The organism is Dactylosporangium sp. CA-139114 (assembly GCF_050955725.1).
GTDB lineage: Bacteria > Actinomycetota > Actinomycetes > Mycobacteriales > Micromonosporaceae > Dactylosporangium.
Genome location: NZ_CP192080.1, coordinates 4495429 through 4522384, shown reverse-complemented (window position 1 = coordinate 4522384; position 26956 = coordinate 4495429). Strand labels below are relative to the sequence as shown.

Below are 26956 nucleotides of genomic sequence, written 5' to 3'. Positions count from 1 at the left end.
GACGCGTGAACGGGCTTACGGTCACCGCATGGCGGACGCTTCCGACTACTCCCCCATGGCTGCGGACCTCCTCCGGCTGCGCGCCCGGGAGCACGGCGACCGGGTGCCCTTCACCGTCGGCGCCGAGCCCGGCCCGTCGTACGCGGAATGGGACCGCCGCTCCGACCGGGTCGCCGCCGCGCTCGCCCGCGCCGGGCACGGCCGCGGCGACCGCATCGCCCTGCTGTTCGGCGGGATGGACTGGACCGACTACGCGATCGCCTACGCCGGCGTGCTCAAGACCGGCGCGACCGCCGTGCACCTGCCCGCGACCCTGGGCGCCGCGGACCTCGCCGACCGGCTGGGCGAGTGCGGGGCCGGTGACGCCGTCGTCGGCGCCGGGGTCACGCCGCCCGACGGCGTCACCGTGCACACGGTCGCCGGGCTCACCGCCGCCGGCACCGGATTCGCCCCGACCGTCGCCGTCGCGCCGCACGACATCGCCGACATCCTCTACACCTCCGGCACGACCGGACGGCCGAAGGCGTTCACCAACCCGCACGGCGCGCTCACCTACGGCCGCGGCCCGGCGGCGCTGGCCTCCTTCGACGGCTCCGCGCCGCTGCTGGCGCCGATGCCGCTGGGCACGCCCTCCAGCGCCAGCACCGTCGGCATGCTCGCGCTGACCACCACCTCGGCCGTGGTCATCTGCCCGGTCGACGACGTCGAGCTCATGGCGGCCCTGACGGCGCGGTTCGGCGTGGTGTCGCTCATGCTCACCCCGTGGACGGCGATCCGGCTGGCCAACGCGCGCGTGCACGAGCGGCACGACCTCAGCAGCGTGCGGCGCCTGGCGCTCGCCTCGGCGGCGCTGCCGCCCGCGGTCGCCCGCCGGCTCACCGCGATGATGCCGGGCCTGCTCATCAGCACCGCCTACGCGCAGGGCGAGGCGGCGCCCGCGGTCGTGCTCAGCACCTACGACCCGGACCGACCGCTCTGCGTGGGCCGGCCCGGGCCGGGCACCGAGCTGCGCGTCGTCGGACCCGGCGGAGACCCCGCGCCGACCGGCGAGATCTGGCTTCGCTGCCAGGCCCCGAAACGCCTGTACCTCGACGAGGCGCGCAACCGCGAGATCCACGCCGGCGGCTGGACCCGCACGCGCGATCTGGGCCGGCTCGCCGCCGACGGCCGGCTGGAGCTCATCGACCGGGCGGCCGACGCCCTGCCGACGCCGTCCGGCTGGCTGTCCACATTGGAGGTCGAGCACGCCGCCTACGAGCACCCGGGCGTGGTGGAGGCGACGGCCTACGGCGGCACCGGCGGCGACGGGGCGCCGTGGCTGCGCATCGCCGTGGTCCTCGCGCCCGGTCACGCCGTCGACGGCCCCGGCGGCGTCGCCGAGGTGGTCGGCGGGCAGCTGCCGGCCGACGCGCCGCCGTGGCGGGTCGAGCGGCACGAGCGGCTGCCCCGCGGGATCACCGGCAAAGTCCTCAAGCACGTGCTGCGCGACGGCACACGGGCCGTCACATCCGGAGGTGCACATGTATGACGTCGTGGTCGTCGGCGCGCGCTGCGCGGGCGCGCCGGTGGCGATGCTGCTGGCCCGCGCCGGCCGGCGGGTGCTGCTGCTGGATCGGGGCACGCTGCCGTCGGACAAGCTCTCGACCCTCTACATCCAGCAGCCGGGCGTCGCGCTGCTGCGCCGCTGGGGCGTGCTGGACGCGGTCCGCGACTCCGGCTGCCCGCCGCTGGAGCGGGTCGTGTACGAGCTCGGCGACGTGCGGCTCGCCGGCTGCGCCAGCCCGGTCGACGGCGAGCGGGCCGCGTACGCGCCGCGCCGGTTCGTGCTCGACACCATCCTCGCCGAGGCCGCCGTCGCGGCCGGGGCGGAGCTGCGCCAGCGGTGCCGGGTCACGGCGCTGCTGCGCGACGGCGAGCGGGTCACCGGCGTGGAGTACCGCCGCAGCGACGATCCGGACGCCGAGCCCGTGCGGGTGCCGGCCCGGCTGGTGGTCGGCGCGGACGGGATGCGCTCGAGCGTGGCCGAGTTCGCCGAGGCGGAGAAGCTCGTCCAGCACCCGCGGCTGACGTGCGCGTACTACGCGATCTGGAGCCGCTTCCCGGCCGACTTCGAGCTGTACGAGGGGCCGACCGGCTGGGTGTCCGCCGTGCCGACCAACGACGCCGTGCTCGTCTCGGCGTACTATCCGCAGGACCGCTTCGAGGAGGTCCGCCACGACGCGCAGCGGCACTACCTCGACAACGTGCGCACCAACGCGCCCGGGCTCTTCGCCCGCCTGGGCGGCGCCACGCAGCTGGAGGCGCTGCAGGGCACCGGGGACCAGCAGAACTTCTTCCGCCGGGCGCACGGACCCGGGTGGGCCCTCGTCGGCGACGCCGGGCACCACAAGGACTCGCTGACCGCCCGCGGGATCGGCGACGCGTTCCTGCAGGCGCAGCTGCTGGCCGACCTCGCGGCGCCGGCGCTCGGCGAGCCCGCGGCGCTGGACGCGGCCCTGGCCGACTACGCCGCCGAGCGCGACCGGCGGCTGACCGAGTCGTATCAGGGCACGCTGCTGGTGGCCCAGGCCGCGGCCCGCGAGCAGCGCAAGGCCCTGCTCGCCGCGGTCGGGCGCAGCGAGGAGCTGACCCAGGTGTACTTCGACGCGGTGGCGGGCCTGCGCTCCCCCACCGAGCTCTACACCCCCCAGTTGCAGGCCATGCTGGCCGGCCGCTGAGACGCCGAAGGAGTTCACGCATGGCCGAGAACGTCAGCGGTACCTTCGACATCACCTCGCAGGATCGCCCCTACGACGAGGCCGAGGGCGCCCGCCTCATGCACGCCACCGGGCACAAGGTGTTCCGCGGCGGCATCGAGGGCACCAGCCGCGTCGAGCTGATCAAGGCCGTCTCCGCGGTCCCCGGGTCGGCCGCCTACGTCGGTCTCGAGCGGGTCGTCGGCGCCGTGGGGGGCCGCGCGGGCAGCTTCGTGCTGCGCCACACCGGCCTGATGGACCGCGGCGACGCGACCCTCGAGGTGACCGTGGTGCCCGACACCGGAACCGGTGATCTGACCGGCATCGCCGGCCGCATGACGATCACCGTCGTCGACGGGCACCACGACTACACGTTCGAGTACAGCCTGCCGTCGTCCTCACCCGAATGAGTGGGGACCCCTACTCCGACCGGTCCTGCATCTCCCACAGGTGATCCAGGACGTGCCAGACGAAGCGGCGAGCGGCGTACCGCGGTGGCCACCCCTTGGCTGCGGGCGCGACCTCGCCGCTCGGCTTGCCCAGCACCTCCAGCACGGCCGCCCGCAGCGACTCGATCGCCTCGGTCTCGCCCGGCTGCGGCTCGGGGTGCTTGATCCCGATCTTGCGCGCGTACACCGCCTCGGAGCTCAGCACGTGCCCGACCATGACGTCCCGGTCGCGCCCGCCGCCGCGGGGCCCCTTGCGCAGCTCCTCCGGCGACACCTGGGCCTGCGCGTCGAACAGGCCCCACGCCGCCGTCAGCAGCGCCACGTGCCGCTCGGCGAGCGCGGCGTCGACCGCCGCCCGGTCCTCGTCGCCGACGGCGGCCGGCACCCCGAAGTCGGTGTTGCCCGAGCCGGGCCACCGCCGCACGATCTGGTAGGTGAGGTCGGCCTCGGCCGGGAACGCCAGCCCCGCCGCCACGGCCACGGGCCGGAACCGCTCGGCGTAGTCGGCCAGCGCGGCGACGGCCGCCTCCTCGCCCGCGGCGGCCCGGGCCCAGCCGGGCCAGTCCAGGGCCACGGCGAACGTCTTCTTCTTGCCCGCCTCGACGGCGATGCGCACCACCGTCATGACGGCTAGGGCAGCTCGTACTCGAGCCACACGCGGTGCGTGCCGTCCCCGTCCACGGTCATCCCGCCGCCGCCGGAGATGCCGGCCAGGTCCGCGGTGCCGCTGCCGGCCACGATGGTGAAGAACTCCCCGGTGCGGTCCGAGCCCGACGTCGACGCGGAGTGCACGAAGTTGAACGCGCCGGAGCGGCCGTCCACGCTGCCCTCGAACGACTCCATGGCCACGTACGTCCCGGCGCCGGACGCCTGGTCGAACGCGGACGTGAACAGCGTCGCGGATCGCCCGCTGATCTCACCCTCGTAGTGCTTCTCCATCAGCGCCACGCCGACGGGCAGCGCGGTTTCGATCGGAGGGTCGGGTGCCACCGTCGTGGGGACGAAGCTCTTGACGCTGAAGGTCCCGCTGACTCGCATGCAATGTCCTCCCAGATACGACTTTCGATTACGCGACGCGATCACGAGGTCACGCAATTCACAACCCGCGATGGTACTGTACGAACCAGACCCGCGCCCGGCGCAACCATATCCCGTGTATAGATTACCCTCTATCGAATGATCGCTCCGGGGTGACTCGATCCGGGGTGAGCCGGTAGCCGTGGATCGCCGCCGCACTCCTGACCCCGTAGCCGCGCCCCGCACTTGCATCCGGTACTCGGGTACAGGTTTATCGTCAAGGCCAACCGCCAGCGCGAGGAGCTGCGATGACCTTCGACATACCCGGCGCCTGCACCCTGCCGGCCGCGGACCGCCCGCTGCGACTGGCCGAGTTCGACGCCCTGTTCGGCACCGCCACCCGCACCGTCACCGCCGTGAGCCCCACCCACGCCCGGATGCGCCTGACCGGCCCCGCCGGCCTCGAGGCCGCGGTGCGGGACCTCGCCGCCCGCGAGACCGCCTGCTGCTCGTGCTTCACCTTCACCGTCACCCCGCAGGCCGCCGCGCACGGCGAGGCGCTCGTCCTCGACGTCGAGGTCCCCGCCGCCCACGCCGCCGTCCTCGCCTCACTCACCGAGCGCGCGGCCGGGGCGACCCCATGACCACCAGCCCGCCCGCCGAGGAGGCCGGGCTGCGCTCCGGCGAGGTCGCCGGGCGGGCCGGGGTGAACATCCAGACGCTGCGGTACTACGAGCGCCGCGGCCTGCTCGCCCCGCCCGATCGCACCCTGGGCGGCCACCGGCTCTACCCGCCCGGCACCGTCGCCCTGCTGCAGGTCATCAAGGTCGCGCAACGGCTCGGCTTCACCCTCGACGAGGTCGCCGGCCTCCTCGACACCGGCCGCCGCCGGCACCCGACGCCCGACCTGCGCCAGCGCGCCCTCGACAAGATCGCCGAGGTGGACGCGAAGATCGCCGACCTCACCGCGATCCGGGCGGCCCTGACCGAGGTCGTCGACGCCCGCTGCGACTCCCTCACCAACTGCACCTGCGCCGACTGTCCGATGCCGATGCTGACCATCGGCACCCGCCCCGACCCCGACGGAGACCACACATGAGCCTGCTCCTGCGGCCCGCGCCCGCCCGCCCCGAGCAGCCGCCGGTGGACCACGGGCCGCCGCTGCGATCCAAGGTCAGCGGGGTCCTCGCCGCGATCGCCTGCGCCGCCTGCTGCGCCCTGCCGCCGCTCGTCGCCGCCGGCGTGCTCACCACGGCGGGCGCCGCGATCCTGCGCCAGACGCTCCTTGCCGTCTCCACCGGCCTGGCCGCGACCGGGCTCGGCCTGTGGTGGCTGCACCGCCGCCGCAGCCCCCGCCGCGCCGCCGCGCCGCCGCGACGCCCACCGCGAGCCACGGCTGCGCGGAGGACTGTCGCTGCTGACCGACGACCGCGGCCGCCACGGCCCGTGACCGCGGCGGCTGCCGAGCGGCGGCGGACGCGGCCGGGCGGGCTACACAGGAACCGGGGTCTGCAGCCGCTTCCCGCGCCCGCGCAGCTCCTCGTACCAGCCCCAGTCCTCGTTCTGGTCGATGACGGTCTGCAGGAAGCCCTCCACCGTCTCGGTGCGGGCCCAGTCCCGCTGGAGTTCACACGCGACCGAGTTCCACGTCGTGGGCTGCGCCCCGGCGTTGTTGATGCGCTCGAGCGCATTCTGGTGCGACTCGATCGTCGTACCCCCGAGCGCGTCGACGACCGGGAAGACCTGGTACCCCTCGTTGAGCGCGTCCAGGCTCGGGAACAGCAGGCACGCCTCCGTCCACAGTGCGCACATGATGAGCTTGCGGCGCCCCGTGGCCTTCACCGCGTCGAGGAACTCCCTGTCCTCCCACGCGTTGATCTGCGTCCGGTCGTACGAGGGGATGTCGGGAAGCTCGTTTCGCAGCTGCGGCACCGTGTCCGGGTTCACGCCCGACTGCACGTTCACGGTCGAAAGGACGGTCGGCACGTTGAACACCCGGGCGAGACGCGCGAGCGCGACCATGTTGTTGAGCATCCGCCCGGTGTTCATGGACCGCACCGTGTAGATCTGCGGCGGCTGGTAGTCGATGATCACGAGTGCCGCGTTGCCCGGGCTCAGCAGGTGATCCTTCGCCGGGTCACGCTTGGGAAGGCTGGTCATCGCGTCCTCCACGCTGCGACTGGCCGTACGGCGAGCGGCTGCGACCGGCCCGAAGGCGAGCGGCCCGCTCACCACCGTCGGCTCCGAGCTACCCCCGGCCGGCCGGGGAAAACCCCCGTCGCCACGTGGTGAGTGCTGTCATGTGCAGGCCTCCGGCCCCGGAGCGCGCCACCCCGGGCCGGAGGCCTTCATCTACGTCAGTTCTACGGCGCCGGGCTCAGTACGAGTAGCCGCGCTGGGAGATCCAGTCAGCCAGCTTAGGGGTGCTGACCCAGTAGGTGCCGTCGCCCCGGGGATTGGCCGGATCGGCGATCTTCACTGTGCTGCCGCCGTCCTGGTACCCCACGACGGTGAGGTAGTGCCCGCCCTCGTAGGAGTGGAAGACACCGGCGTTGTCCGTGAGGTGCCCGGCGATGTTGGCGACGACCGCCCGCCCGCTGCTGACGGTGGACACCACGTCGGCCTGCAACTGCTTCGCCTGCGCCGGCGTCGCCGGGTAGGCCGGAATCTCCCTGGTGCGGTACACCGTGCGGCCGCCGCCGATCACGCTGTTGAGCACCCGGGTGGTGTCCAGGGCCGAGTTCGTCCCGTTCGTGGTGGTGCCCAGCAACGACGCGGCCCGGTCCTGGCTGATGGCGTGACCCGCCGCCGTCAGCGCGATCCGGGTGGCCGCCGGGCCGCAGTAGTAGAAGTTGGGCTGCAGCTGGAAGTCGTAGGCGAGCACCTTCTCCGCCGGGGCCGGCGCCGTGGACTGCGTCGGCGCCGCGGCGGCCGGGTCAGGCACGGCCCGGGCGGCATCAAGCCCGGCCGCCGGAGCGCCCACTGCGGCCGCGGGGGCCGACGACGTGTCGGCGACCTGGCCGCACGCGCTGACGGCCGCGGCGGTCGCGGCGAGCAGGGCGCCCGAGATCGCGACCGCTCGCACCCGGCGGATGCCTCGGATGCGGCCGGCCTGCTCACGTACGGGTTCAGCATGCATTGCGACTCTCCTCAAAAACCCCGCGCAGGGGCGATCGATCAGGGTTGAGCATCGGGGGTTGTGCGCGCGGCACGGCGCTCGGGGGCGGGCCGCATGGGCCGGCCACCGCGATACGGCGTGGGCCGCGCGGAGCAACGCGTCCCGGCACGCCCGCGGCGCCACTCGGCGCCGCGCGACGGCGGTCCGCCCTGCGTGTGATCAGCGCTCGGCGGCCGCCGGCGATCGACGCAGACCCGGGCCTACATGCTCCGGGCGAGGATGGCTGCAACAGGGGTTGCGGCTGTGCACAGGCGAATCTCCCTCACGCATCCGCTTACCGGGTTAGCTGACGGATTCGGGCGCGAAGGTCGCCCTACCGCGGGCACTCGGCCCGCGGATTCACCCCAGACGTGCGGTGGGTCCCCGGCTCGTGCATGGCACGACTCAGCGGGCCCGTCCCGGCGCCACCCGTTGTGGACACGAACCGGGGCGAGCGAGTCATGACGTTACGCAGGGCCGCCGGCCTCGCCTAGACCTGCTAGCTGGAAGAAGCGCACTCCGCGCAACTACACAACGCGGCCGCCGACCCACGGACCGTCAGATCCGTGGCCCGGCGGCGGACGGCGATTGGACATCCGACGGCCGCGAGGGCATCTTCGACACCGCCGGCAAGGCGACACGGGAGGAGCTGGCAATGCGCGGTGACCGGACCGGCGGAGCGACGCGGCGGCTCGGCGCCGCGGCATGGTGGTTCGTCGCCGGTTACGGCGTGTCCGCGGTCGGCACCGGGCTGTGCTACCCCTTTCTGGCCATCTATCTGAGCCAGTTCCGCGGCCTGTCCGCCGCAGCGATCGCACTGCTGCTGCTCGTCCTGGCCGGTGCGGCCGTGCCGATGTCGGTCGTCGGGGGCTGGCTCGTGGACCGGCACTCGCCGCGGATCGTGGCGGTCGCCGCGCTGCTGACCCAGACCGTGGGCTGGCTGCTGGTCGCACTCGGGTCCGGGTACGCCGCCGAGCTGGCGGCGGTCCTCGTCATCGGGGTCGGGACCGGCGCGTTCCTGCCCGCCGTGGTGCCGATCATCACCGCGCTCAGCGCCACCGCCGAGGCCAAGGTCCGCACGATGTCGCTGCGCTACCTGCTGCTCAACCTCGGCCTCGGGGCCGGGGCCGGGCTCGGCGGTGTGCTGCTCGGCTCCGCCACCGGCTATCGGTGGATGTGCGTGGCGAACGGGGTCAGCTGCGCGGTGTACGCCCTGATCATCCTCTTCCGCGTGCCGCTGCCGCGATCCGACGGCGACGCGGCGCAGCACCGGGAGCGGCTCGTCCGGTTCCGGCCCGGCCTCAACTACGCCCTCCTGCTCGTCGCGCAGCTGCTGCTGGTCACCTTCGGCCTGGCCCAGATGGAGAGCGGCGTGCCGCTGGTCATCCGCACCGAGATGTCCGGCTCCACCGCGCTGGTCGGCGGTCTCTACGCCGTCGCCACCGCCGTGGTCCTCATCGGGCAGCTGCCGGTGTCTCGCTGGGTGGAGCGGGTGCACAAGACCAGGGCGCTGATCACCATGGGACTGCTGTGGGCGGCGGCGTGGCTGCTGGGCTACACCGCCGGGGCGCTCACCGGCGGCCCCCGGGTCGCGCTCCTGGCCGTCATGATGGTCACCTTCGCGCTGGGCGAGTGCGCGTACAGCCCGGCGTTCTACACGCTCGTCGAGCGGATCGCCCCGAAGGGCACACTCGGGCGCTCCTCCGGCGCGGCGTGGGCGGTGTTCCAGGTCGGCAACACCGTCGGCCCGCCCATCGCGGTGTTCCTGCTCGGCGCCCGCGTGCCGCTCTGGCTCGTGCTGGCCGCGGCCGCCGTGGCCGCCGCGGTGCTGCTCCTGATCGTCGACCGGCGGATGCACGCCGCGCACCGCACGGCGCTCACCGCGCGATGACGCCGGCCCGGCCGGGCGGCGGGCCGCTGGTGCCACTGGCTGACGATCTCGGGGCCGTGCGTGCCGGCGATGCGCCGCTCGCTGTTGGCGACGGTGGCGCCGAACGGGCGCAGGCCCGCACCGCCGGTGCCGAACTCGCGGATGCCGGCCGGGGTCGCGACGCCGTCGGGGCGCTGGGGCGCGAAGCGCTCGTAGTCGTGGTCGTCGCCGTTGAGCACCGCCGCCTCCGTGATGCCGGCCCAACAGGTGCTGCTCGGCGTTCCGCCAGAACGCGGTCCGCACGCAGCGCGCCTGGTGCGGGGTGAACGCGTAGGTCTCCGCCGCGCGCGTCGTGCCGGTGCTGCGGCCGGCGTGACGTTGCGGTAGCGCAACCGTCGAGGTCCCTCGCGGAGGGTGCCGGTGCGGCCACCGCGAGCGATCCCCGCGCACCGCCGCCGGCCGGGAGGTTGCTGTGCGGCGTCCGGCGATTGCGTCGTCCGCCGCTGGGTAGGGCCGCGTATGCACCGGAAACCCTTGAAACCCTTGAAACCCTTGTGTGCAAAGGAAGTACGGGAAGGCGAGGCGCATGACGGTGGTGGCTCGGCTGCTGGCCGCACGAGCGCGGGAGCAGCCGCGGGAGCCGGCGTTCATCGCCGGCGCGGACGGTCACGCGGTCTCGTGGCCGGCCCTGGCCTCCTACGCCGGACGGCTCCGGCGGCTGGCCGCGGCGCGCCGGGTGCCGCCGGGCGCGCGGATCGGCCTCTTCGTCGCCGACCCGCTGCGCTTCGCCGCCGCCTACCTCGGGGGGCTGGCCGCCGGGCTCACGGTGGTGCCCGTCGATCCCCGGCTGCCGGCGCCGGCGCTGGAGGACTTCCTCGCCCGGCTGCGGGTCGACGTCGTGGTCACCGACGCGCCGCTGTCGTCGCCGGGGGCGGGGGTGGAGATCTGGGTGGCCGGGAGCGCCGCGCCGGTGCCGACGGGCGCACCGCCGACCGGCGTGCGGCCCAGCGCCGATGCCGCCCTGCGCCCCGCCGTGCTGCTGGCCACGTCCGGCACGACGGGTGAGCCGAAGGGTGTTCCGCTGTCGCAGGCGCAGCTGCTGCACGCGGCCCGCCGGGTCGCCTGGCACCACCGGTTCGGGCCGGGCCAGCGCGGGTACAGCCCCCTGCCGCTGTTCCACGTGAACGCCCAGGTGATGGGGCTGCTCGCGGCGCTGGTCAGCGGCGCGTCGCTGGTGCTGGACGGCCGCTTCGAGCCCGACGCGTACTGGTCGCGGGTGGCGCGATGGTCCCCCACCTGGCTCAACACCGTCCCGGCGATCCTGGACGCCCTCGCCGCGCAGCCCGCGCCGCCCGAGGCGAGCCTGGCCGGGGTGCGTTTCGCGCGTTGTGCTTCGGCGCCGCTGCCCGGCCCGACGCAGGACGCGTTCACCGCGCGCACCGGTGTCGCGGTGCTGAACACGTACGGGATGACCGAGGCGGCGGGCCAGATCACCGCCAACCCGCTCGACGCCTCCGCCCGGCGGGCCGGCTCCGTCGGGCTGCCGGTCGGCGTCGGGCTCGCGGTCGCCGATCCTGACGGCCGGCCCGTCCCGCCGGGTGCGCAGGGCATGGTGATGCTGCACGGCCGGCCGGTGGCCCACCGGTACCTGCGGCTGAACCCGCACGGGGCGGAGGCGAGCCGGCCGGCCCGCGACGCGAACGGGTGGCTGCCCACCGGCGATCTGGGGTACCGCGACGAGGACGGCTACGTGTACCTGGTCGGCCGGGCCGATGACGTGATCAACCGGGGCGGCGAGAAGCTCCACCCGCAGGAGGTGGAGCACGTCCTGCTCGGCCACCCCGGGGTGCGCTCGGCCGCCGTGGTCGCCGCGCCGCACGAGCGGCTCGGTCAGGTACCGGTCGCCTTCGTCATGCTCCGGCCGTCGCACACGCGGGCGGGTGTCGTCGAGGAGCTCCAGCGGCTGTGCGCCGAGCGCCTGCCCCGCCACAAGTGCCCGGCCGCCGTCACCGTCACCGCCGAGCTGCCGGCCGGCCCCACGGGCAAGGTGCTCCGCCGTGCCCTCCGCGCCGACGCGGCGGCCCTGGGCGGCGGCCGGTGAGCGGGCCACCGCCCGGCGCCGCCACGCTGGCACGGCAGGAGCGGGCACGAGCCCCGGCCCACCTCGGCGCGCTCGATGTCGTCCGGGTGCTCACCGTCGGGCTCGTCATCGCCGTCCACGTGCTCGCCCAGCAGCCGGGCGGGGTGACGCTGTCCAACGGTGCGCCGCTCATCGTGCTGCACGTCAGCCGCGAGGTGTTCTTCCTGCTCACCGCGTTCGTGCTCGTCTACAGTCGCCGCGATCGCGCGCCGTCGAGCTGGTGGGCGTTCTGGCGGAGGCGCTACCTGCTGATCGGCGCGCCGTACGTGGTGTGGACCGCGGTGTACTACGCCGCCGGCGGCGGGCCGCTGTGGCCGGGGAGCCGGGCGCTGAGCGGGCTCGCGCGCGACCTGCTGACCGGCGGCGCCCGCTACCACCTGTACTTCCTGCTGGTGACCATGCAGCTGTACCTCGTGTTCCCGCTGCTGCGCCGGCTGCTCACGGCCACCCGGGGCCGGCACGGGTGGCTGCTGGCCGCCGCGGCCGTCTACCAGGCCGGCTGTTACACCGCCGTGCAGCGCGGATCGGTGCCCGGGCTCGGCGACCCCAGCGCCTACCTGCCCAGCTACCTCGGGTTCGTCGTGGCCGGTGGCGTGGCGGCCTGGCACGCGGAGGCGCTCATGCGACGGACGTTCGAGCGGATGTGGTGGGTGTTCGCCGGATGCGCGCTCGCCGTCGCCGCGGGCGTCGGGGTCTTCTTCGTGCGCGCGTCGGTCCTGCGCCAGCCCCCGCTCGTCGCCGGCGCCGTGTTCCAGCCCGTCGTCGTGGTGGAGAGCGTCGCCGTCGCGTGGGCGTTCCTGGCCTGCGGCGTCGCCTGGCAGCGCCGGGGCGCCCCGGGCCGGCGGCTGGTGCGCTCCGCCTCGGACGCCTCGTTCGGGGTCTACCTGGCTCACCCGCTGCTGCTGCAGGGTCTGCTGGCGGTGGCCGCGGCCTCGGGCCTGGCCGCCGTGGCCCAGCGGCAGCCCGGCCCGCTCGTCACCGCGGCCGCGACGGCCGTCGTCCCATTGATCTACCTGGCGTGCTGGGTGGCGGTGGCGGTGGCGCTGCGCACGCCGCTCAGCCTGCCGCTGACCGGCCGAGCTCGGCGCGGCACCAGGCAATGACCCTCGAGGAGGATGCGATGCGAACGTCACCCGGCATCACGATGGTGATCGACGGCGGGCTGCCCACCGCCGCCTTCACCGACCTCGTCACCAGCCACGGCGACTACATCGACCTGGTCAAGTTCGGCTGGGGCACGGCGCTGGTGACCCGGGACCTCGACCGCAAGGCCGGGGTGCTGCGGGAGGCCGCGATCGGGTTCTACTTCGGCGGCACGCTGTTCGAGCACCAGCTGTGGACCGGGCGGCTGGACGAGTACCTGCAGCTGGTCCGGCGTACCGGCGCCACCCACATCGAGGTGTCCAACGGCACCATTCCGCTGGACCAGCGCGCCAAGGCCGACCACGTGCGGCGCCTGTCGCAGTACCGCCCCGTGCTGTCCGAGGTCGGGTACAAGGATGCCGACCGCTCGGCGCGGCTCACCCCGGAGCAGTGGGTCGACGCGATGGGCGAGGACCTCGACGCCGGCGCCATGATGGTCGTCACCGAGGCCCGCGAGAGCGGCCGCAGCGGCATCGCCCGGCCCGACGGGCACCTGCGCCGCGACGTCCTGGACGCGGTCGTCGCCGGCCTCCCCACCGCTCAGGTGATGTTCGAGGCGCCGACCAAGACGCTCCAGGTCGAGCTCATCACCGCCCTCGGCCCGGACGTCAACCTGGGCAACATCGCCGCGACCGACGTCCTCGGGGCGGAGACGCTGCGCCGCGGGCTGCGCGGCGACACCCTGCTGCACGTGGCCATGGCCCCGTCGAGCCCGTCCGGCGAGCTCTGAAGAAATCCCACCCGTTCCCTGAACCCGTCGAGGAGACCGAGACCCATGCGATCCACGCACGACGCCTTCCACGTCGCGGTGCCCACCCACGATCTCGACGAGGCGGTGCGGTTCTACGTCTTCGGCCTCGGCGCCAAGCTGGCCCGCCGCTACGACGACCGCGTCACGTTCGACTTCTTCGGCGACCAGCTCGTCTGCCACCTCGACGCCGACGCCGTGGCCGCCCAGCCCGTCGAGTATCCGCGGCACTTCGGGGTCACGTTCGCCCGCACCGAGGACTTCGACCGGCTGCTGCAGCTGGTCGAGCACCGCAAGCTGCGCGTCCTGTCCGGCCCCACGGTCCGATTCGAGGGCACCGCCGAGCAGCACCGCACCATCTTCCTCGTCGACCCGTCCAACAACGTGCTGGAGTTCAAGCAGTACGACGACCCGAGGCTGCAGTACTGACCGGACGGAGGCGACGGCCGCACACCGCGGCGGCGCTCGTCACGGTCGCGTGCCTGGCCCTGACCGCCTCGCGCTCGCCGGCCGTGCGACCATCGCCGGGACCGCCCGTCAGGTGGACGCAGGCGACCGTCCCGATCGTCGTGGACGGGCTCCCCCGCGGCTACCTGCTGGTCCGCCCGTTCGCGCCCGGTGCGGCCCGGCTGCCGGTGCTGGTCGACCTGCACGGCTGCTGCGTCACGCCGGAGTACGAGCACAAGCGCAGCGGGTTCGCCGACGTGACCGGGCCGGCGATCCTGGTGTACCCCACCGGGGTCGGCCAGTCCTGGAACGCGGGCTCCTGCTGCGGCCCCGCCCGGGCCGCCGCGGTCGACGACGTCGCCTTCCTCGACGCCGTCGTCGACAAGGTGCTCGCCACCCAGCCCGACGCCGACTCCGGCCGGGTGTTCCTGGTCGGGTACAGCAACGGCGGCAAGATGGCCCTGCGCATGGCGTGCGCGGCCCCCCGGCGCTTCGCGGCCGTCGCGTCCTACGCGGCCGTCAGCTCGATGCCGTGCCCCGACCCGGCGCCGGTGTCGCTGCTCGAGGTCGCCGCGACCGGCGACCCGGAGCTGACCATCGGCCCCGGCGGACCGCCCCGCACCGCCGACGGCTACACCCAGCCCACCGTCGAGGGGCAGGCGCAGCAGTACCGCCGGACGAACCGCTGTCCCGCCACCCCGAGCACCCGCACGCAGGGCAACCTGACCACGAGCACGTGGTCGGGCTGCGGCACCGGGCGGTGCGTACGGCTCGCCGTCTACCGGGGCGGCAGCCACGACTGGCCGGCGGGCGACGACCGCACCCCGTCGGGCGCGCAGGTGACCTGGGACTTCTTGCACACCGTCGGCAACGCGGCGGCGGGCTGCCGGCGCTGAACCCCGGCCGTGCCGCGGGACAGCGTGTTCAGGGCAGCTGCGGCAGGAACCGGTGGCGGGCGAGCGCCGCGGTGGTCTCGGCCGCGAGCGCGACGACGAACGCGGTGATCGCGAGAATGACGATCCAGGCCCAGATCCGGTACCCCGGCGGGTGGGCGTAGGCGATCCAGTGCAGCGCGAACGTGGCGACCGCCGCGTAGGGGAAGGCGTACGCCCAGAACCCGGAGGTGAAGCGCAGGTGGCGGTAGACGCCGATGAGCCGGAGCTGGACCAGCACGGCCAGGAGCGTGTAACCGGCGAGCCCGAAGGCCACGGCGTCGACCTTGCCGTGGGTGGTGGCCAGGTAGGCCAGGCCGGCGAGGGCGGGCGGGGCCGACGCGATCGCCAGGGTGGGCTGCAGCTGCGGGGGGAGCGGGGGGCGGAAGGCCAGCCGGGCCAGCACCACCGACTCGATGACGAGCCACGACACGAGCCCGAGGCCGAAGAACACCCGGGCGAGGCCCGGCCAGCCGGCGAGGCTCGCGCCGATGGCGGCGATGAGCCCCCCGGCGACGGTCGGCAGCACGTATCCGGGGTGCAGCTTGTCCAGGACGAGGCCGCCGGTGATCCATTGGCCGACCATCCACCCGGCGAGCGCGATGGTGAGGATGACGAACACCCCGAACACCCCCTGCCCCGCCGCGTGGTCGTGGCGCATCAGGCCGATGGCCAGCAGCATGCCGACGATCGGGATCAGCGAGACGAAGGGCCCGAGCACCGGGTCGGTCAGCTCGGCGGTCCAGCCGCCCGGTCGCCGCGACACCTGCATGACGTAGCCCACGATGAGCGTGAGCCAGACGACGGCCGCCAGGACGCACAGGGCGTCGGACACGATCGCGGGCGCGAACTGCAGCACCGCGGCATAGCCCCAGCAGCCGGCCAGGCCGGTCAGGCCGTACGCGATGCCGAACAGGTTCGGGGTGATCCCGACGTGAGGTTCGTTCGTCCGTACGTTCACCGCGGCACGCTACCCGGCGATCCGGCGGTTATGCGGTGGCCCGGCCGGCTCGGCACCCGCGCCGCCGCACCGGCCGAGGGTGACGTGCGAGGGCGAAGCGCGAATTTCTCGCCCTGATCGGGTTACGTCTGCTGGCGCGGTTGGTAGCAGGCCCCAAGTGAGGTGAGCGAAGGAGGGATCATGTATCGCATACGGCGAGTAGTCATGGCCGCGACCGCCGCTACCGCAATCGCCACCGGTGTCCCGGTGGCCGCGTCGGCCCAGCAGCCGAGCCCGGGAGCCCCGGGCCCCGGCACGACACAGACGGCGCCGCCCCAGCAACACCAGGGTGGTGGCATGCACGGGCTCAAGGGCGTGCTGCACGGCGAGGGCACGGTCCAGACGGAGCAGGGGCAGGTCCGCGTGGCCATCCAGCATGGCACCGTGAGCCAGGTGAGCGGGTCCGACGTGACCGTGCAGTCGTCCGACGGCTTCACCCGCACCTGGACCGTGGGGCCGGACACCAAGGTGGTGTCGATGCGCACGGGCCTGCAGTCCGGGCAGGTCGGCAAGGGATCGGCCGTCTTCGTGGCCGGCACGGTCCAGGGCACCGGCTCTTCGGCGACGTACACCGCGACCTACGTCCTGATGCACCCCATGCACGACGGTGGCATGCAGGGCTCCCAGGGGGCGAGCGGCGCCGCGCCCACGAGCTGACAGCGTCGACCGGTGCCCGGCCCGCCGGACCGGGCACCGGGTGATCCCCGAACGCGCGCGAGGTGACGCGGCAGCACTCCCGCCCCCGTCCGCCCCGCGCGATGGTTGCATGGGGCGACCGGGGGCACAGCAACCCGCTTCACCGCAGGGGATTGCCAGATGTTGAAGGGCTTCAAGAACTTTCTCATGCAGGGTGACCTGATCGTCGTCGCGGTCGGCCTGGTCGTCGCGCTGGCCTTCAGCACCTTGATCAAGACGTTCACCGACAGCATCATCACGCCGCTGATCGGCGCGGTCGGGGGCGGAGGAGCGGCCGGGAAGGGCCTCGGCTGGACGATCAACGGTCAACGCATCGACGTCGGCGCCTTCATCGGCGCACTCATCTACTTCATCATTTTCATGGCCGTCATCTACTTCCTGATCGTGGTGCCGTACCGGGCGTACATGAGCCACCGCGGCAAGACCGTCTTCGCCGACCCGCCGCCGACCAAGGAGTGCCCGAGCTGCAAGCTCGCCGACCTGCCGACGGGCGCGCACCGGTGCCCGCACTGCACCAGCGAGCTCGCCGGGGTCGGCTGAGCGATCCGGCTACGGCAGGGTGTACTCGGTGGCGACGACCTGGTCGGTGGGCAGGATCTCCATCCACTGACTGAACACGGCGAACGGCGCCGCGCCGAACTTGATGCCGCCCTCCAGCGGGTCGAAGCCCTTGCTGAACACGGTCTCGGTGGGCAGGGTCAGCTCGCTGCCGACCCGGCCCGGGTCGGCCGGGACCGGGGTCAGGGAGGCCTCGTGCTCGGCGCGGATGCGGTCGGCGATGAGCAGCAGCACCTGGCCGATGCTCTGCCCGCGGTACTGCGGCGGGTCCTGCGTGGCGTCGAACGGATAGGGCTCGTCCAGCCCGTCGCTGCCCGCGACCTCGGGGCGGCGCAGCCACGCCATCGCCTCGCGCTCGCGGCCCGGGCGGATCGGCAGCACCGCCTTGACCCAGGGCGAGTTCAGGAACGCGTTGCGGTGCACGTCGCCGTCGAGCTGGATCAGCCAGCCCAGCGAGGCGCCCTGCGGTGCGGGCGCGGTCTCCTCGGTGATGAGGTAATACGGCCGGTGTCCGGGGATGACCCGCGGGCGGCCCTTGCCGATCCGCGCGACCCGGTCGCTGAGCGCGGGCTCGGCGATGATCGTCGGCTGCAGCTCGCCCTGGTCGTCCTTGGCGGCCAGGCGCTGCTCGCGCGGGCGCCACCAGTCGGGGGCGACGAAGTACAGCATCGAGTCGACGTCGAACAGATACCGGATCAGCTCCGACGCGACGTGGTAGTCCTCGTTGGTCCAGCCGTTCTCGTTGCCGTACAACCGCTTGATGAGCGAGCGGTAGACGATGCTGCGCTCCTCGGCCCGCAGATCCTCCTGGGGCCGCGGCCGGACCTGGCTCACCAGCTTGAGCCGGCTGCGCAGCGTGTCGTAGAACAGCTGCTCCTTCTTCAGCGCCACCTCGTCGTCGTAGGCGGTCTTGAGGTCCGCGTTGGCGCGGTCGATCGCGGCGCGGGCCTCGGGCGTGGGCGCGTACACCAGGTTGGCGTCGAACGGGATCGCCGGCCGGCCGCCGAAGCTCGCGTGGGTGAGGTGCACGACGAAGCTGTTGTTCTGCACGTCCGGCGCGTCGACGTTGAAGTTGACCTGGGCGCCGTGGAAGTCGAGGCTGCTGACGGCGTCCAGCACGAACCCGGCCGGCGGCGGCGGGCACTTGAACGCGAACTTGAACTGGATGATGTCGTCCTTGCCGGCGTCGGGCTTGAAGATGCCGTGGTCGGCGTTGTCGCCCGAGAGCTCATAGGTGTTCTCGGCCTCGTCGTCGGCGCCCTGGTACAGGATGAACGGGATCGCCAGCGAGTGCGTCTTGTCGATGTTGGCCGGGTAGGGCTTGTAGTCGGGGGCCTTGACGCCCGGGTCCAGGGCCGCGGAGGTGGCGTGCACGAACTCGCCCAGGCCCAGCGGGTCGCCCGGGTTGTCGATGTAGAGCTGCCAGCACAGCTGCTCGCCGAGATCCTGGACCTGCACCGCCACCTTGCGCATCTTGCGGCTCAGCTGGTAGCTGACGAGCCGGTCGGTGGTGTTCTGCAGCAGGTACCGGCGGCTGGACGTGTCGGTGGTCTCGGTGACGGTGCGAAACGTCGTCCTGTAGTTCTGGCGGACCTCGCTGGACAGCTTCGAGCTCTGCTCCCGCATCCGCTTGTGGGTCTGCTCCTGGGCCTGCTTGCGGGAGCTGTCGAGGTTGAAGCTGCCGCTGCCGCTGGCCTGGAAGATGCCGGCCACGCCGCCGCTCGCGCTCGCGGTCACGCCGAGGCGGGTGTCGTTGGCGTTCTCGACCTTCACCGCGTCGGACAGCTCGTCCTGGTCGGTCTGCGCCACCTCGGTCTTCGTGGTGGTCTCGGCGGACTGCTCGACGGTGCGCTCGACGAGCTGCCGGCGGGTGTTGACCTCGACGAGCTCGACCTGGCCGCCGGGGCTGATCCACACGTGCCCGACCGGCGGGCCGAGGAACGTGCCGATCTCGAAGAAGTACTCGCGGAACATGTGCAGCAACCCGATCGGCGACAGGAACGCGGAGCGGGCCGGGTGGTCCTCGGCGAACCACGTGGCCGCGGCGAGCACCCGCTGCCAGGCCGGCACCTTCGGCGTCAGCATCTGCTGGACCGTCCGGGGCGACGTCCGGCGCAGGTACCGCAGCAACGCCCCGGCCGCCCCGTCCTCGCGCACGGGCGCCGGAGCGGGTGCGGGCGCGGGCGCGGTCCCCGGCCGCATGCCCGGGTCGAGCACCAGCCCCTCGCGGAGGTTCATCGCGACGGTGCGCTCGTCCGGCTCGGGGGCGAGGCGCACCACCGGCCCCCGCGGCTCGGCCGGCGGCGCGGGGCTCGCGGCCGGCTCGAGCATCGCCGGGTCCACGAGCCGGGCCGCCTGGCGGAACCGGCTCGACGTCGCCTCGGCGAGGTGCTCGTGCTGCAGCGTCGAGCGCCATCCGACGAGCGGCTGGTACACCCCGAACAGCTCGCTGGCGTAGGGCAGCACGCCCTTCTTCGCCTCCTCCCCCGCCGGCTCACCCGCCGGCTGCGGGGCCGGCGCCGCGGCGACGACCGCCGGGCCGGTGAGCGCCTGCACCACGTTGTCCGGCCCGCTCGGCTGGGTGCGGAAGTTCAGGAAGCGCGGGTGCTCGGCGTCGGTGCCCGACAGCGTCACCAGCGCCGCCGCGGTGAACCGGTCCTGCCCGGCCGGCGCCACGAAGGCGATCTCCAGCGAGCCGTCCGAGAGGTCGTCGGCGTCGTGCACCACGAACTGCAGCGCCGCCGCCTCGCCGCCCGGGCGCAGCAGCCGGGTGCCCCGCAGCTGGGCCACGTCCGGGAACGCCGAGGGGTCGCGAATGTCCACGGCCGTGCCGAAGCCGAGGCCGATCGGGCCGCCGTGCGCGGGCTGGTCGATGTCGACGCGGTACCGCCACAGGGCGAACCCGCCGCCCGCGATCCGCGGGAACGGTGTCGTGCCGATCAGGCTGACGGTGTACATGGGTCCCCCTCCGCTGTCATTCCCCGGGCGGTACCTTGCCGATCCCCGTGATCCCGGCCGCGTGCGAGAAGCCGATGCGGGGCGTGGTGTGGTGCGCGTCGAGGAAGACCGGCCGGTCGTCGCCCGGTCCGTAGTCGACGTACGAGTCCGACATGCGCACGCTCGTCCAGCGGGTGTTCTGCAGGATGCGCGCCCAGCGGCCCGGCGGCGTCTGCTGCCGGTCGAGCGTCAGCCCGGCCCCGCGCAGGTCCTTCCAGACCGGGTCGGGGTCGGCGAGCGGATCCGGCGGGACCCGCCCGGACGAGTGGTAGCTGCGCACGACCCGGGTGCCGTCGAAGGCGAACCAGGTGCGCAGCAGTTGCTGGTACGCCTTCCACCCGCCCGTGTCCGGGTGGAACCCGTCGAGGTCCCACAGCTCCCGGAACGCCGCGTCCCATACGCGCGGCGCGTCCGTCCCGGCCGTCGACGGCACGCCCCACAGCGTCGTGCCCTGCGTGACCGGGAACGTCTTCATGACCTGCTTCACCGGGGCGATGCCGGTGCTGAACCCGCTCACGGCGACCGCGCCGACCGGGGGCACGGCCCCGAAGTCGGTGCTGAACACGGCCCGGGCCAGCGAGCGCAGGTTCGGCCCGCACAGCTCGTCCGGATTGTCGGCGGGCGGGCGTACCCCGGCCGAGCTGGTGCGGCACTGCCGGTGCAGGAACGCGGCCACCTCGCGCAGCAGCCGCAGCGCCCCCTCGCCGGTCACGAGCGGCCCCAGGTCGGTGCCGTGCGCGATCGGCATGACCGTGATCGCGCGGCTGCGGCGGGCCAGCAGCTGCGCGACGAAGTAGAACTCGTCGAGCAGGTACTTCTTGCCCAGGTCGAAGTACTGCTGAAACGGGCTGTCCTGGTTGATCAGCCCGTACGGGTAGGTCGCCGAGTACGAGCTCGTGTTCGGGCTGTAGAACAGCACGAAGTCCAGCCGCGACACCGGCCGGGGCCGCCCGAGGTTCGGCGAGAACACGGCGACGGTGAGCATCTGGTCCGTCTGCGGCGCCGGGTAGCGCAGCCAGTAGAACCGCCCGAGCGCGTCGACCTGGACCTTCACGAGCCGGTGGCGAAACTGGGCCCAGCCGCGGGCGGTGTCGGCGACCGGGGTCGCGGGCAGCAGGTCATCCTCGGCGACGTAGCAGTCGAGCTGGTCGTTCCAGTGCCCGGTGTAGGCGCGCACGGCGGGGTACTTGGGCGGCCGCCACAGCAGCGCGGCGTGCGGGTCGCGGCCCGGCCGGCGCATCACGGCCTTGATCTGCTCGGCGTCGAGCTCCACCACGGGGCACGTGTCGAGCCGCCCCAGCGTCACCGTGAACGTGACGTCGTCGCCGGCCACGGCCCGCTGGGCGAGCGCGTTGTTCCACGGCTCGGTGCGCAGGTCCCCGGCGACGGCGATGTGCTCGGTCACGTACGCCGGGTGGGCCACGACGATCAGCGGGATCGGCGGCGGCGACGCCAGCACCGTGCTGAAGCGCCCGGCCGCGTCGGTGCCGCCACTCGCCCCGCCCAGGCTCACCAGGGCGTTGGCGATCGGCAGGCCGTTGACGTCCCGGACCAGCACCGTACAGGTGAGCGCCACGTCGCCCAGTGTGACCGCGAGCCGGGCGCCGGCCAGCCAAGTGGCGGGTGTGAGACAGCAATCCGGCCCGGGCGGCGGGGCCGGCCGTCAGTGGGGCCCGTTGTTCCGGCTCGGCGGCGGGGCCTGGCGGATGTCCGACCGGGTGGTGCTGGCCAGCCACATGGCGGCGAGCATGGCGAGGCCGGCGCAGACCTGGATCCACGGCCGCACCCCGCTGGTGTCGATCTTCTCGTGGAACGCGGTGACACCGACCGCGACGCTGACGGCGGGGTCGGCGATGGCGATCGCCATGAGCGGCACGGCGATGCGCGAGCTCTGCAGCGCGTTCTGGTTGAGGATCACCGCGGCCAGCCCGGTGACGACCAGCGCGTAGGTCTGCCCCCGGGCGAAGATCGCGCCCGGATCGAGGGACAGCTCCGCGGTCAGCGCCTTGAGCAGGGAGGCGGCGACGCCGTAGAGCAGGCCGCTGGCGACGCCCAGCAGCACCGCCCGGGTCGCGTTGCCGGCGCACCACGCGAAGAACAGGCACGCCGCGAGCACGGGCCCGGCCCACAGCGCGACGCCGAGCCAGCCGGCCACCGACGGCTGGGCGATGCCGGGGCGGGGCTGGGCGGCGAGCAGGAACGCGGCCAGGCCGGCCCCGCCGAGCGCCACCACGGCGTAGTCGCGCCGGTGGACGGGGCGCCGGTTGAGGGCGGCGGCCAGCGGGATGGCCAGGAACAGGCCGGTGATCAGCAGCGGCTCGACGAGGATGAGCGGCCCGAAGCTCAGCGCGAGGGCCTGCAGGCCGGTGCCGATGGTCTCCGGCACCCAGGCCAGCAGCCATCGGGGCCGGCGGATCAGGCGCAGCAGCAGCCGCGGGTCGAGCGGCGGCGCCCGCTCCTCGAGCTTGGCCTCGCTCTGCTCGAGCGCGGCGCCGACGGCGAACGCGGCCGCCGACCCCAGCGCCGCGACCACGGCGACGACGTTCTCGCCGGCGCCGGGGTCACCGGCGGCCGTCATCGCCCACCGGGCGAGCGGCGGCCGGACCCGGCGACGAGGTCGGCGATGCCGGCGGCCGGATCGCCGGCGAACAGCGCGAGCCCGGCGGCCCGGGCCCGGCGGCCCCGCTCGCCGCCGGTGAGCTCGCCGAGCACCCGCCCGAGCTGGTCGCGCCCGCGCACCAGGGTGCTCACCCCGGCCTCGTCCATGGCGGCCGCGCTCGCCCGGCCGTGGCCGGGCAGCGGCCGGTACGTGAGCACGGGCAGCCCGCACGCCATGGCCTCCAGCGCGGTGAGGCCGCCGCCGTTCTCCACGAGCACGTCGACGGCGCGCAGCAGCTCCGGCATGTCGTCCACCCAGCCCAGGACCGGCCCGGTCCCGGCCAGCACCATCCGGCTGCGCAGCGCCTCGTTGCGCCCGCAGACCGTGACCGGGATCGCGGCGCCCGTCCGGGCGATGTCGGCGGCCGTCGCGGCGACCTCGCCCACGCCCCACGCCCCGGCGACCACCAGCGCGAGCGGGGCCTGCGGGGGCAGGCCGAAGCGCTGCCGGGCGCGCCGCCTCGCCGCCGTGGAGGCGGGGGCGCACCGGGCCGACACCACCCGGCCCGCCACGCGCACGCCGGCCGCGGCGTGGGCGAGCGCCTGGGCGCGGCTCGTCTCGTGCGCCACGCAGTGCACGTCGACGCCCGGGGACAGCCAGATCGGGTGCGCGGCGAAGTCGGTCACGTAGGTGACCACCGGCACGGCGAGGTGCCCGTCGCGGCGCAGCGGTCCGAGCAGCTGGCTGGCGATCGGGTAGGTCGACACGACCACGTCGGCGTCCTCGGGCAGCGCCCGGCGCATCCGCGCGCGCACCGGGCGCAGCAGGGCGCGCGTGATCGGTGCGGCGCCGCGGAACCGGCAGGCGATCGCGAACAGCCCGTCGTAGATCCAGGGCAGGCGCAGCAGCAGGCCGTGATACGTGCCGCGCAGCAGCCGTCCGAGCCGCCACGGGAAGACGTCGGTGACGTCGAGGCAGTCGACTCGCAGACCCCGCGCGCGCAGCCGCTCGGCCAGCTCGCGGGTCGTGCCGTCGTGCCCGGCGCCGACGCTGGCCGAGATCACCACGACGCGGCGGCGCAGGTCGGCGCGGGGCGCCGCAGACTCGAGAGTGGACACGCCAGGCGCACTACCGCACCACGCCTGGTTCTAACGCTCGGCCCGCCGGCGGCGGCGGGCGGGAAGGGGTGGTCCGATGCGGATCGCGAACCGGGTCGCACTGGTCACCGGCGCCTCGTCGGGCATCGGCGAGGCCACGGCGCTGCGGCTGGCCGGTGCGGGCGCGCGGCTGGTCCTGCACGGCCGGGACCGGGACCGGCTGTCGGAGCTGGCCGAGCGCACCGGCGGCGTCGCGGTGGTCGGCGACCTCGCCGAACCGGGCGCGGCCGAGCGGCTGGCGGCCGAGGCGGACCGGCTCGGCGGCGGCGTGGACATCCTCGTCAGCAACGCGGGCGTGGGCTGGGCCGGGCCGTTCGGGGAGATGGCGCCCGACGACATCGCGCGGCTGGTCGCGGTGAACCTGGTCGCGCCGATGCGGCTCACCCGGGCCCTGCTGCCGGGGATGCGTGACCGCGGGGACGCGCACGTCATGTTCGTGACGTCGATCGCCGGGCGCACGGGCGTGGCCGGCGAGGCGGTCTACGCGGCGAGCAAGGCGGGGCTGGACGCGTTCGCCGAGAGCCTGCGGCTGGAGACGCGGGGCACGGGCGTCGGGGTCGGCGTCTTCGTGCCGGGGGTCGTGCAGACGGAGTTCTTCCAGCGCCGGGGGCGGCCCTACGAGCGGCGCCGCCCGCGGCCGCTGCCCGTGGACCGGGTCGCGGACCTGCTGGTCGGGGCGATCGCGGCGGGCGGTGCGGAGCGCTACGCTCCGGGCTGGCTGCGTCTGCCGGTCGCGGTGCGCGGGGCGGCCCCCGGCCTGTATCGCCGGCTGGCCGCCCGGTTCGGGTGAGGCTACCCGGCGCGCAGCGCGCGGATCGACTGCCGCAGCGACGCCATCGTCGCCAGCACGGCGGTGGGCTCGTAGCCGCAGTGGGCCATGCAGTTGGCGCAGCGCGGGTCGCGGCCCCGCCCGTAGCGCTCCCAGTCGGTCGTCTCCACCAGTTCGCGGTAGGTGGGCACGTACCCGTCGGACATCAGGTAGCAGGGTCGCTGCCAGCCGAACAGCGAGTACGACGGCACGGCCCAGGCGGTGCACGGGAAGTCGATGCGGCCCTCGAGGAAGTCGAGGAACAGCGGCGAGTGGCTCAGCCGCCAGCGCCGTCGCCGGCCGTCGGCGAACGCCTTGGCGAACAGCTCGCGGGTCTGCTCCACCCCGAGGAAGTGCTCCTGGTCCGGGGCCTTCTCGTAGGCGTACGCCGGGGAGATCATCATCTCGTCGATCCCCAGCTCGTCGTTGAGGTGGTCGAGGACCTCGATGACGGTCTGCGGGGTGTCGGTGTTGAAGAACGTGGTGTTGGTCGTGACCCGGAACCCGCGCCGCTGGGCCTCCCGCACGGCCGCCACGGCCTCGTCGAAGACACCCTCCTTGCACACCGAGGCGTCGTGGCGCTCGCGGAGGCCGTCGATGTGGACGGTGAACGCGAAGTACGGCGACGGCCGGAACTTGTCGAGCTTCTTCGGCAGCAGCAGGGCATTGGTGCACAGGAACACGTACTTCTTGCGCCGCAGCAGCTCGGCGGTGATGACGTCGATCTGCGGGTGCATGAGCGGCTCGCCGCCGGCGATGGAGACCATCGGCGCGCCGCACTCGTCGATCGCGGCCAGCGCCTGCTCGACCGGCATACGCCGGCGCAGCACGTCGGCCGGGTGCTCGATCTTGCCGCACCCGGCGCACTTGAGGTTGCAGGCGAACAGCGGCTCCAACTCGACCAGCAGGGGGAACTTCTCGCGGTGGTGCAGCTTCTGGGACAGCAGATACCGGCCGATGCGCAGCCGTTGCCGCAGGGGGATGCTCATTGCCGTACCTCCTTGGGCAGCATGAAACGGACGTCTTCGAGCACGGCGGTGTGCTCCCGCACCGTGCGGGCCCCGAGCCCCGACAGCGCGGCGAGCACCTCGCCGACGACGGCGGGCGGGGCCGAGGCGCCGGCGGACACGCCCACGCTGCGCACGCCGGCCAGCCATCGCAGGTCGATGCCGCCGGTGCCGTCGACCAGGTACGCGGGGGTTCCCGTGCGCTCGGCGACCTCGACGAGGCGCTTGGAGTTCGAGGAGTTGACGGACCCGACGACGAGCACGGCGTCGCAGGCGTCCGCGATCTCGGCCACCGCGCGCTGCCGGTTCGTCGTGGCGTAGCAGATGTCGTCGGACGGCGGCGCGGTCAGGCCGGGGAAGCGCGCCCGCAGCACCGCGAGGACGTCGGCGACGTCGTCGACCGCGAGGGTCGTCTGGACCAGGTAGGACACCCGCCGCGGATCGTCGACGCGCACCCGCTCGGCGTCGCCGACGTCCTGGACGAGCCGGACCCGCTCGGGCGCCTCGCCGAGCACGCCGTCGGTCTCCTCGTGCCCGGCGTGGCCGATGAGCAGCACGGTGTCGCCGTGCTCGGCGAAGCGCCGGGCCTCGCTGTGGACCTTCGTCACGAGCGGGCAGGTGGCGTCGATCGTCGGCAGGTGCCGCTCGGCGGCCGCCGAGCGGACCGCGGGCGAGACGCCGTGCGCGGAGAACACCGTCATCGCGCCCTCCGGCACCTCGTCGACCTCGTCGACGAAGATCGCGCCCCGCCGGGACAGGTCGGCGACCACGTGCGTGTTGTGCACGATCTGCTTGCGGACGTACACCGGCGGCCCGTACTGCTCCAGCGCGCGCTCCACGACGAGGATGGCGCGCTCCACCCCGGCACAGAACGAGCGGGGCGCGGCGAGCACGACCCGGCGGACCGTGGTGGCCGCCGCCCACTCCCGCAGCCCCGCGGCCACGGCCGGCAGGGCCGCCAGCGCCGTGCGCAGCCGCCCCACGGTGCCCGGCCGCAGCACCGCGCCGGTGTCGGCGACGACCCGCACGCAGGCGGCGGGGCGGTCCCCGGCCCCGGCGAGCAGCCACGCCGACTCCAGGTCCGCCGTCAGCGCGCCGGTCCCGGCGAGCCGGCCCCGGGCCGCGCCCAGGGCCAGCCGGTCGGTGCTGAGCACCGGGCCGGCGCGCACGGGCAGCCCCTGGCGGCGCAGCGCACGCTCGAGCAGGACGGCCGAGGGCAGCACGGTCACGGCCGGCGCCGCGGCGCCGGCCCGCACGGCGGTGCGGACCTCGGTGGCCACGACGACGTCGCCGGGCTCGAGCCCGGCGTCCAGCCCGCCGCCGACACCGGCCACGGCGAGCGCCCCGGCCCCGGCCACGGCGGACGAGGCGGCGGCCCGTTCGGAGCGGCGGCGCCCGGCGCCGGTGTGCAGGACGGTGCCGAGCGGGCCGGGCCGGCCCCGGCGCAGCGCCGCCGCCTCGGCGCGCATCGGCGCGCACAGCAGCCAGTCGCCGTC

Annotated in this window: 25 protein-coding genes, 1 pseudogene and 1 riboswitch; of the genes and pseudogenes, 14 read left to right on the top strand and 12 right to left on the bottom strand. The window is 74.2% G+C overall.

Annotated elements, in window-relative coordinates; translation table 11 throughout:
• The first annotated feature begins 28 nt into the window (after window positions 1-28).
• Genes ACQP2P_RS20530 through ACQP2P_RS20520 form a run of 3 tightly spaced genes read left to right on the top strand, consistent with a single transcriptional unit; the run spans window position 29 to window position 3145 of the window.
• On the top strand, window positions 29-1528 hold the full coding sequence (locus tag ACQP2P_RS20530; protein ID WP_433618239.1) for a class I adenylate-forming enzyme family protein: 1500 nt from the start codon (window positions 29-31) through the stop codon (window positions 1526-1528).
• The gene (locus ACQP2P_RS20525) at window positions 1521-2717 is read left to right on the top strand and encodes an NAD(P)/FAD-dependent oxidoreductase (protein ID WP_433618238.1); all 1197 of its coding nucleotides are present in this window, start codon (window positions 1521-1523) and stop codon (window positions 2715-2717) included. Before ACQP2P_RS20530 ends, ACQP2P_RS20525 begins: the two co-directional genes overlap by 8 nt.
• A 20-nt stretch (window positions 2718-2737) precedes the next feature.
• Window positions 2738-3145: a DUF3224 domain-containing protein gene (locus ACQP2P_RS20520; RefSeq protein ID WP_433618236.1), complete on the top strand. Its 408-nt coding sequence runs from the start codon at window positions 2738-2740 to the stop codon at window positions 3143-3145.
• Window positions 3146-3155: 10 nt separating this feature from the next.
• Here the strand turns inward: ACQP2P_RS20520 and ACQP2P_RS20515 are convergent, their stop codons facing one another.
• Both ACQP2P_RS20515 and ACQP2P_RS20510 read right to left on the bottom strand, forming a co-directional pair.
• Window positions 3156-3809 (bottom strand): hypothetical protein, encoded by a 654-nt coding sequence (locus ACQP2P_RS20515; protein ID WP_433618234.1) that lies wholly within the window; start codon window positions 3807-3809, stop codon window positions 3156-3158.
• A 5-nt stretch (window positions 3810-3814) separates the two neighbouring features.
• Window positions 3815-4222, bottom strand: coding sequence for a DUF3224 domain-containing protein (locus tag ACQP2P_RS20510; RefSeq protein WP_433074765.1), 408 nt, complete (start codon window positions 4220-4222; stop codon window positions 3815-3817).
• A 287-nt stretch (window positions 4223-4509) separates the two neighbouring features.
• Here ACQP2P_RS20510 and ACQP2P_RS20505 point away from each other — a divergent pair, with 287 nt between their 5' ends.
• Both ACQP2P_RS20505 and ACQP2P_RS20500 read left to right on the top strand, forming a co-directional pair.
• Window positions 4510-4845 (top strand): hypothetical protein, encoded by a 336-nt coding sequence (locus ACQP2P_RS20505; RefSeq protein WP_433618233.1) that lies wholly within the window; start codon window positions 4510-4512, stop codon window positions 4843-4845.
• Complete coding sequence (locus ACQP2P_RS20500; RefSeq protein WP_433618232.1) at window positions 4842-5300, top strand: MerR family transcriptional regulator; 459 nt, start codon at window positions 4842-4844, stop codon at window positions 5298-5300. The genes ACQP2P_RS20505 and ACQP2P_RS20500 overlap by 4 nt, the downstream gene beginning before the upstream one ends.
• A 392-nt stretch (window positions 5301-5692) precedes the next feature.
• On the opposite strand, the gene ACQP2P_RS20495 is transcribed toward ACQP2P_RS20500, so the two are convergent.
• On the bottom strand, window positions 5693-6361 hold the full coding sequence (locus ACQP2P_RS20495; protein WP_433618231.1) for a hydrolase: 669 nt from the start codon (window positions 6359-6361) through the stop codon (window positions 5693-5695).
• Between the two features lie 217 nt (window positions 6362-6578).
• Entirely contained in the window at window positions 6579-7340 is a 762-nt protein-coding gene (locus tag ACQP2P_RS20490; protein ID WP_433618230.1) for a C39 family peptidase, read from the bottom strand.
• A gap of 295 nt (window positions 7341-7635) precedes the next feature.
• Window positions 7636-7779, bottom strand: a riboswitch (cyclic di-AMP (ydaO/yuaA leader).
• A gap of 234 nt (window positions 7780-8013) precedes the next feature.
• Between ACQP2P_RS20490 and ACQP2P_RS20485 the strand changes: the two genes are divergently transcribed.
• The 6 genes from ACQP2P_RS20485 to ACQP2P_RS20460 all read left to right on the top strand — a co-directional run bounded on the left by ACQP2P_RS20485 (window position 8014) and on the right by ACQP2P_RS20460 (window position 14602).
• On the top strand, window positions 8014-9249 hold the full coding sequence (locus tag ACQP2P_RS20485; protein ID WP_433618228.1) for an MFS transporter: 1236 nt from the start codon (window positions 8014-8016) through the stop codon (window positions 9247-9249).
• Window positions 9250-9814: 565 nt separating this feature from the next.
• Window positions 9815-11329, top strand: a complete 1515-nt coding sequence (locus ACQP2P_RS20480; protein WP_433618226.1) for a class I adenylate-forming enzyme family protein — start codon at window positions 9815-9817, stop codon at window positions 11327-11329.
• Window positions 11326-12471 (top strand): acyltransferase, encoded by a 1146-nt coding sequence (locus ACQP2P_RS20475; RefSeq protein WP_433618224.1) that lies wholly within the window; start codon window positions 11326-11328, stop codon window positions 12469-12471. The genes ACQP2P_RS20480 and ACQP2P_RS20475 overlap by 4 nt, the downstream gene beginning before the upstream one ends.
• Before the next feature lie 17 nt (window positions 12472-12488).
• Window positions 12489-13241, top strand: a complete 753-nt coding sequence (locus ACQP2P_RS20470; protein ID WP_433618223.1) for a phosphosulfolactate synthase — start codon at window positions 12489-12491, stop codon at window positions 13239-13241.
• 45 nt (window positions 13242-13286) lie between these two features.
• The gene (locus ACQP2P_RS20465; RefSeq protein ID WP_433074827.1) at window positions 13287-13688 is read left to right on the top strand and encodes a VOC family protein; all 402 of its coding nucleotides are present in this window, start codon (window positions 13287-13289) and stop codon (window positions 13686-13688) included.
• 140 nt (window positions 13689-13828) lie between these two features.
• Window positions 13829-14602 (top strand): alpha/beta hydrolase family esterase, encoded by a 774-nt coding sequence (locus ACQP2P_RS20460; protein WP_433618222.1) that lies wholly within the window; start codon window positions 13829-13831, stop codon window positions 14600-14602.
• A 28-nt stretch (window positions 14603-14630) separates the two neighbouring features.
• Here the strand turns inward: ACQP2P_RS20460 and ACQP2P_RS20455 are convergent, their stop codons facing one another.
• Window positions 14631-15599: a hypothetical protein gene (locus ACQP2P_RS20455; RefSeq protein ID WP_433618221.1), complete on the bottom strand. Its 969-nt coding sequence runs from the start codon at window positions 15597-15599 to the stop codon at window positions 14631-14633.
• A gap of 336 nt (window positions 15600-15935) precedes the next feature.
• Here ACQP2P_RS20455 and ACQP2P_RS20450 point away from each other — a divergent pair, with 336 nt between their 5' ends.
• Together ACQP2P_RS20450 and ACQP2P_RS20445 are read left to right on the top strand one after the other, a co-directional pair.
• Entirely contained in the window at window positions 15936-16295 is a 360-nt protein-coding gene (locus tag ACQP2P_RS20450; RefSeq protein WP_433618220.1) for a hypothetical protein, read from the top strand.
• Between the two features lie 159 nt (window positions 16296-16454).
• On the top strand, window positions 16455-16874 hold the full coding sequence (locus tag ACQP2P_RS20445) for an MscL family protein (RefSeq protein ID WP_433618218.1): 420 nt from the start codon (window positions 16455-16457) through the stop codon (window positions 16872-16874).
• A gap of 9 nt (window positions 16875-16883) precedes the next feature.
• Here ACQP2P_RS20445 and ACQP2P_RS20440 read toward each other — a convergent pair whose 3' ends face one another.
• From ACQP2P_RS20440 to ACQP2P_RS20425, 4 genes are all read right to left on the bottom strand, one after another.
• The gene (locus ACQP2P_RS20440; protein ID WP_433618216.1) at window positions 16884-19850 is read right to left on the bottom strand and encodes a hypothetical protein; all 2967 of its coding nucleotides are present in this window, start codon (window positions 19848-19850) and stop codon (window positions 16884-16886) included.
• A gap of 16 nt (window positions 19851-19866) precedes the next feature.
• Window positions 19867-21465, bottom strand: a complete 1599-nt coding sequence (locus ACQP2P_RS20435) for a hypothetical protein (protein WP_433618214.1) — start codon at window positions 21463-21465, stop codon at window positions 19867-19869.
• An 87-nt stretch (window positions 21466-21552) separates the two neighbouring features.
• Window positions 21553-22467, bottom strand: a complete 915-nt coding sequence (locus ACQP2P_RS20430; RefSeq protein ID WP_433618212.1) for a DMT family transporter — start codon at window positions 22465-22467, stop codon at window positions 21553-21555.
• A complete protein-coding gene (locus ACQP2P_RS20425; RefSeq protein WP_433618210.1) occupies window positions 22464-23606 on the bottom strand; it encodes an MGDG synthase family glycosyltransferase in 1143 nt (380 codons plus the stop codon). Before ACQP2P_RS20425 ends, ACQP2P_RS20430 begins: the two co-directional genes overlap by 4 nt.
• A gap of 76 nt (window positions 23607-23682) precedes the next feature.
• Here ACQP2P_RS20425 and ACQP2P_RS20420 point away from each other — a divergent pair, with 76 nt between their 5' ends.
• Complete coding sequence (locus ACQP2P_RS20420) at window positions 23683-24435, top strand: SDR family NAD(P)-dependent oxidoreductase (protein ID WP_433618209.1); 753 nt, start codon at window positions 23683-23685, stop codon at window positions 24433-24435.
• 2 nt (window positions 24436-24437) lie between these two features.
• On the opposite strand, the gene hpnH is transcribed toward ACQP2P_RS20420, so the two are convergent.
• The 3 genes and pseudogenes from hpnH to ACQP2P_RS20405 form a co-directional block, all read right to left on the bottom strand.
• A complete protein-coding gene (gene hpnH / locus ACQP2P_RS20415) occupies window positions 24438-25442 on the bottom strand; it encodes an adenosyl-hopene transferase HpnH (RefSeq protein ID WP_433618207.1) in 1005 nt (334 codons plus the stop codon).
• Window positions 25439-26392 (bottom strand): 4-hydroxy-3-methylbut-2-enyl diphosphate reductase, encoded by a 954-nt coding sequence (locus tag ACQP2P_RS20410; RefSeq protein ID WP_433619193.1) that lies wholly within the window; start codon window positions 26390-26392, stop codon window positions 25439-25441. The genes hpnH and ACQP2P_RS20410 overlap by 4 nt, the downstream gene beginning before the upstream one ends.
• A 135-nt stretch (window positions 26393-26527) precedes the next feature.
• Window positions 26528-26929 (bottom strand): annotated as a pseudogene (locus tag ACQP2P_RS20405) (hypothetical protein); the annotation flags it as partial.
• Window positions 26930-26956: the final 27 nt, after the last annotated feature.

Excerpts from the sequence above, each read along its gene's own strand:
- ACQP2P_RS20530 (WP_433618239.1), top strand. The coding sequence starts at position 29 with ATGGCGGACGCTTCCGACTACTCCCCCATGGCTGCGGACCTCCTCCGG.
- ACQP2P_RS20525 (WP_433618238.1), top strand. The coding sequence starts at position 1,521 with ATGTATGACGTCGTGGTCGTCGGCGCGCGCTGCGCGGGCGCGCCGGTG.
- ACQP2P_RS20520 (WP_433618236.1), top strand. The coding sequence starts at position 2,738 with ATGGCCGAGAACGTCAGCGGTACCTTCGACATCACCTCGCAGGATCGC.
- ACQP2P_RS20515 (WP_433618234.1), bottom strand. The coding sequence starts at position 3,809 with ATGACGGTGGTGCGCATCGCCGTCGAGGCGGGCAAGAAGAAGACGTTC.
- ACQP2P_RS20510 (WP_433074765.1), bottom strand. The coding sequence starts at position 4,222 with ATGCGAGTCAGCGGGACCTTCAGCGTCAAGAGCTTCGTCCCCACGACG.
- ACQP2P_RS20505 (WP_433618233.1), top strand. The coding sequence starts at position 4,510 with ATGACCTTCGACATACCCGGCGCCTGCACCCTGCCGGCCGCGGACCGC.
- ACQP2P_RS20500 (WP_433618232.1), top strand. The coding sequence starts at position 4,842 with ATGACCACCAGCCCGCCCGCCGAGGAGGCCGGGCTGCGCTCCGGCGAG.
- ACQP2P_RS20495 (WP_433618231.1), bottom strand. The coding sequence starts at position 6,361 with ATGACCAGCCTTCCCAAGCGTGACCCGGCGAAGGATCACCTGCTGAGC.
- ACQP2P_RS20490 (WP_433618230.1), bottom strand. The coding sequence starts at position 7,340 with ATGCATGCTGAACCCGTACGTGAGCAGGCCGGCCGCATCCGAGGCATC.
- ACQP2P_RS20485 (WP_433618228.1), top strand. The coding sequence starts at position 8,014 with ATGCGCGGTGACCGGACCGGCGGAGCGACGCGGCGGCTCGGCGCCGCG.
- ACQP2P_RS20480 (WP_433618226.1), top strand. The coding sequence starts at position 9,815 with ATGACGGTGGTGGCTCGGCTGCTGGCCGCACGAGCGCGGGAGCAGCCG.
- ACQP2P_RS20470 (WP_433618223.1), top strand. The coding sequence starts at position 12,489 with ATGCGAACGTCACCCGGCATCACGATGGTGATCGACGGCGGGCTGCCC.
- ACQP2P_RS20465 (WP_433074827.1), top strand. The coding sequence starts at position 13,287 with ATGCGATCCACGCACGACGCCTTCCACGTCGCGGTGCCCACCCACGAT.
- ACQP2P_RS20450 (WP_433618220.1), top strand. The coding sequence starts at position 15,936 with ATGCACGGGCTCAAGGGCGTGCTGCACGGCGAGGGCACGGTCCAGACG.
- ACQP2P_RS20445 (WP_433618218.1), top strand. The coding sequence starts at position 16,455 with ATGTTGAAGGGCTTCAAGAACTTTCTCATGCAGGGTGACCTGATCGTC.
- ACQP2P_RS20440 (WP_433618216.1), bottom strand. The coding sequence starts at position 19,850 with ATGTACACCGTCAGCCTGATCGGCACGACACCGTTCCCGCGGATCGCG.
- ACQP2P_RS20430 (WP_433618212.1), bottom strand. The coding sequence starts at position 22,467 with ATGACGGCCGCCGGTGACCCCGGCGCCGGCGAGAACGTCGTCGCCGTG.
- ACQP2P_RS20420 (WP_433618209.1), top strand. The coding sequence starts at position 23,683 with ATGCGGATCGCGAACCGGGTCGCACTGGTCACCGGCGCCTCGTCGGGC.
- hpnH (WP_433618207.1), bottom strand. The coding sequence starts at position 25,442 with ATGAGCATCCCCCTGCGGCAACGGCTGCGCATCGGCCGGTATCTGCTG.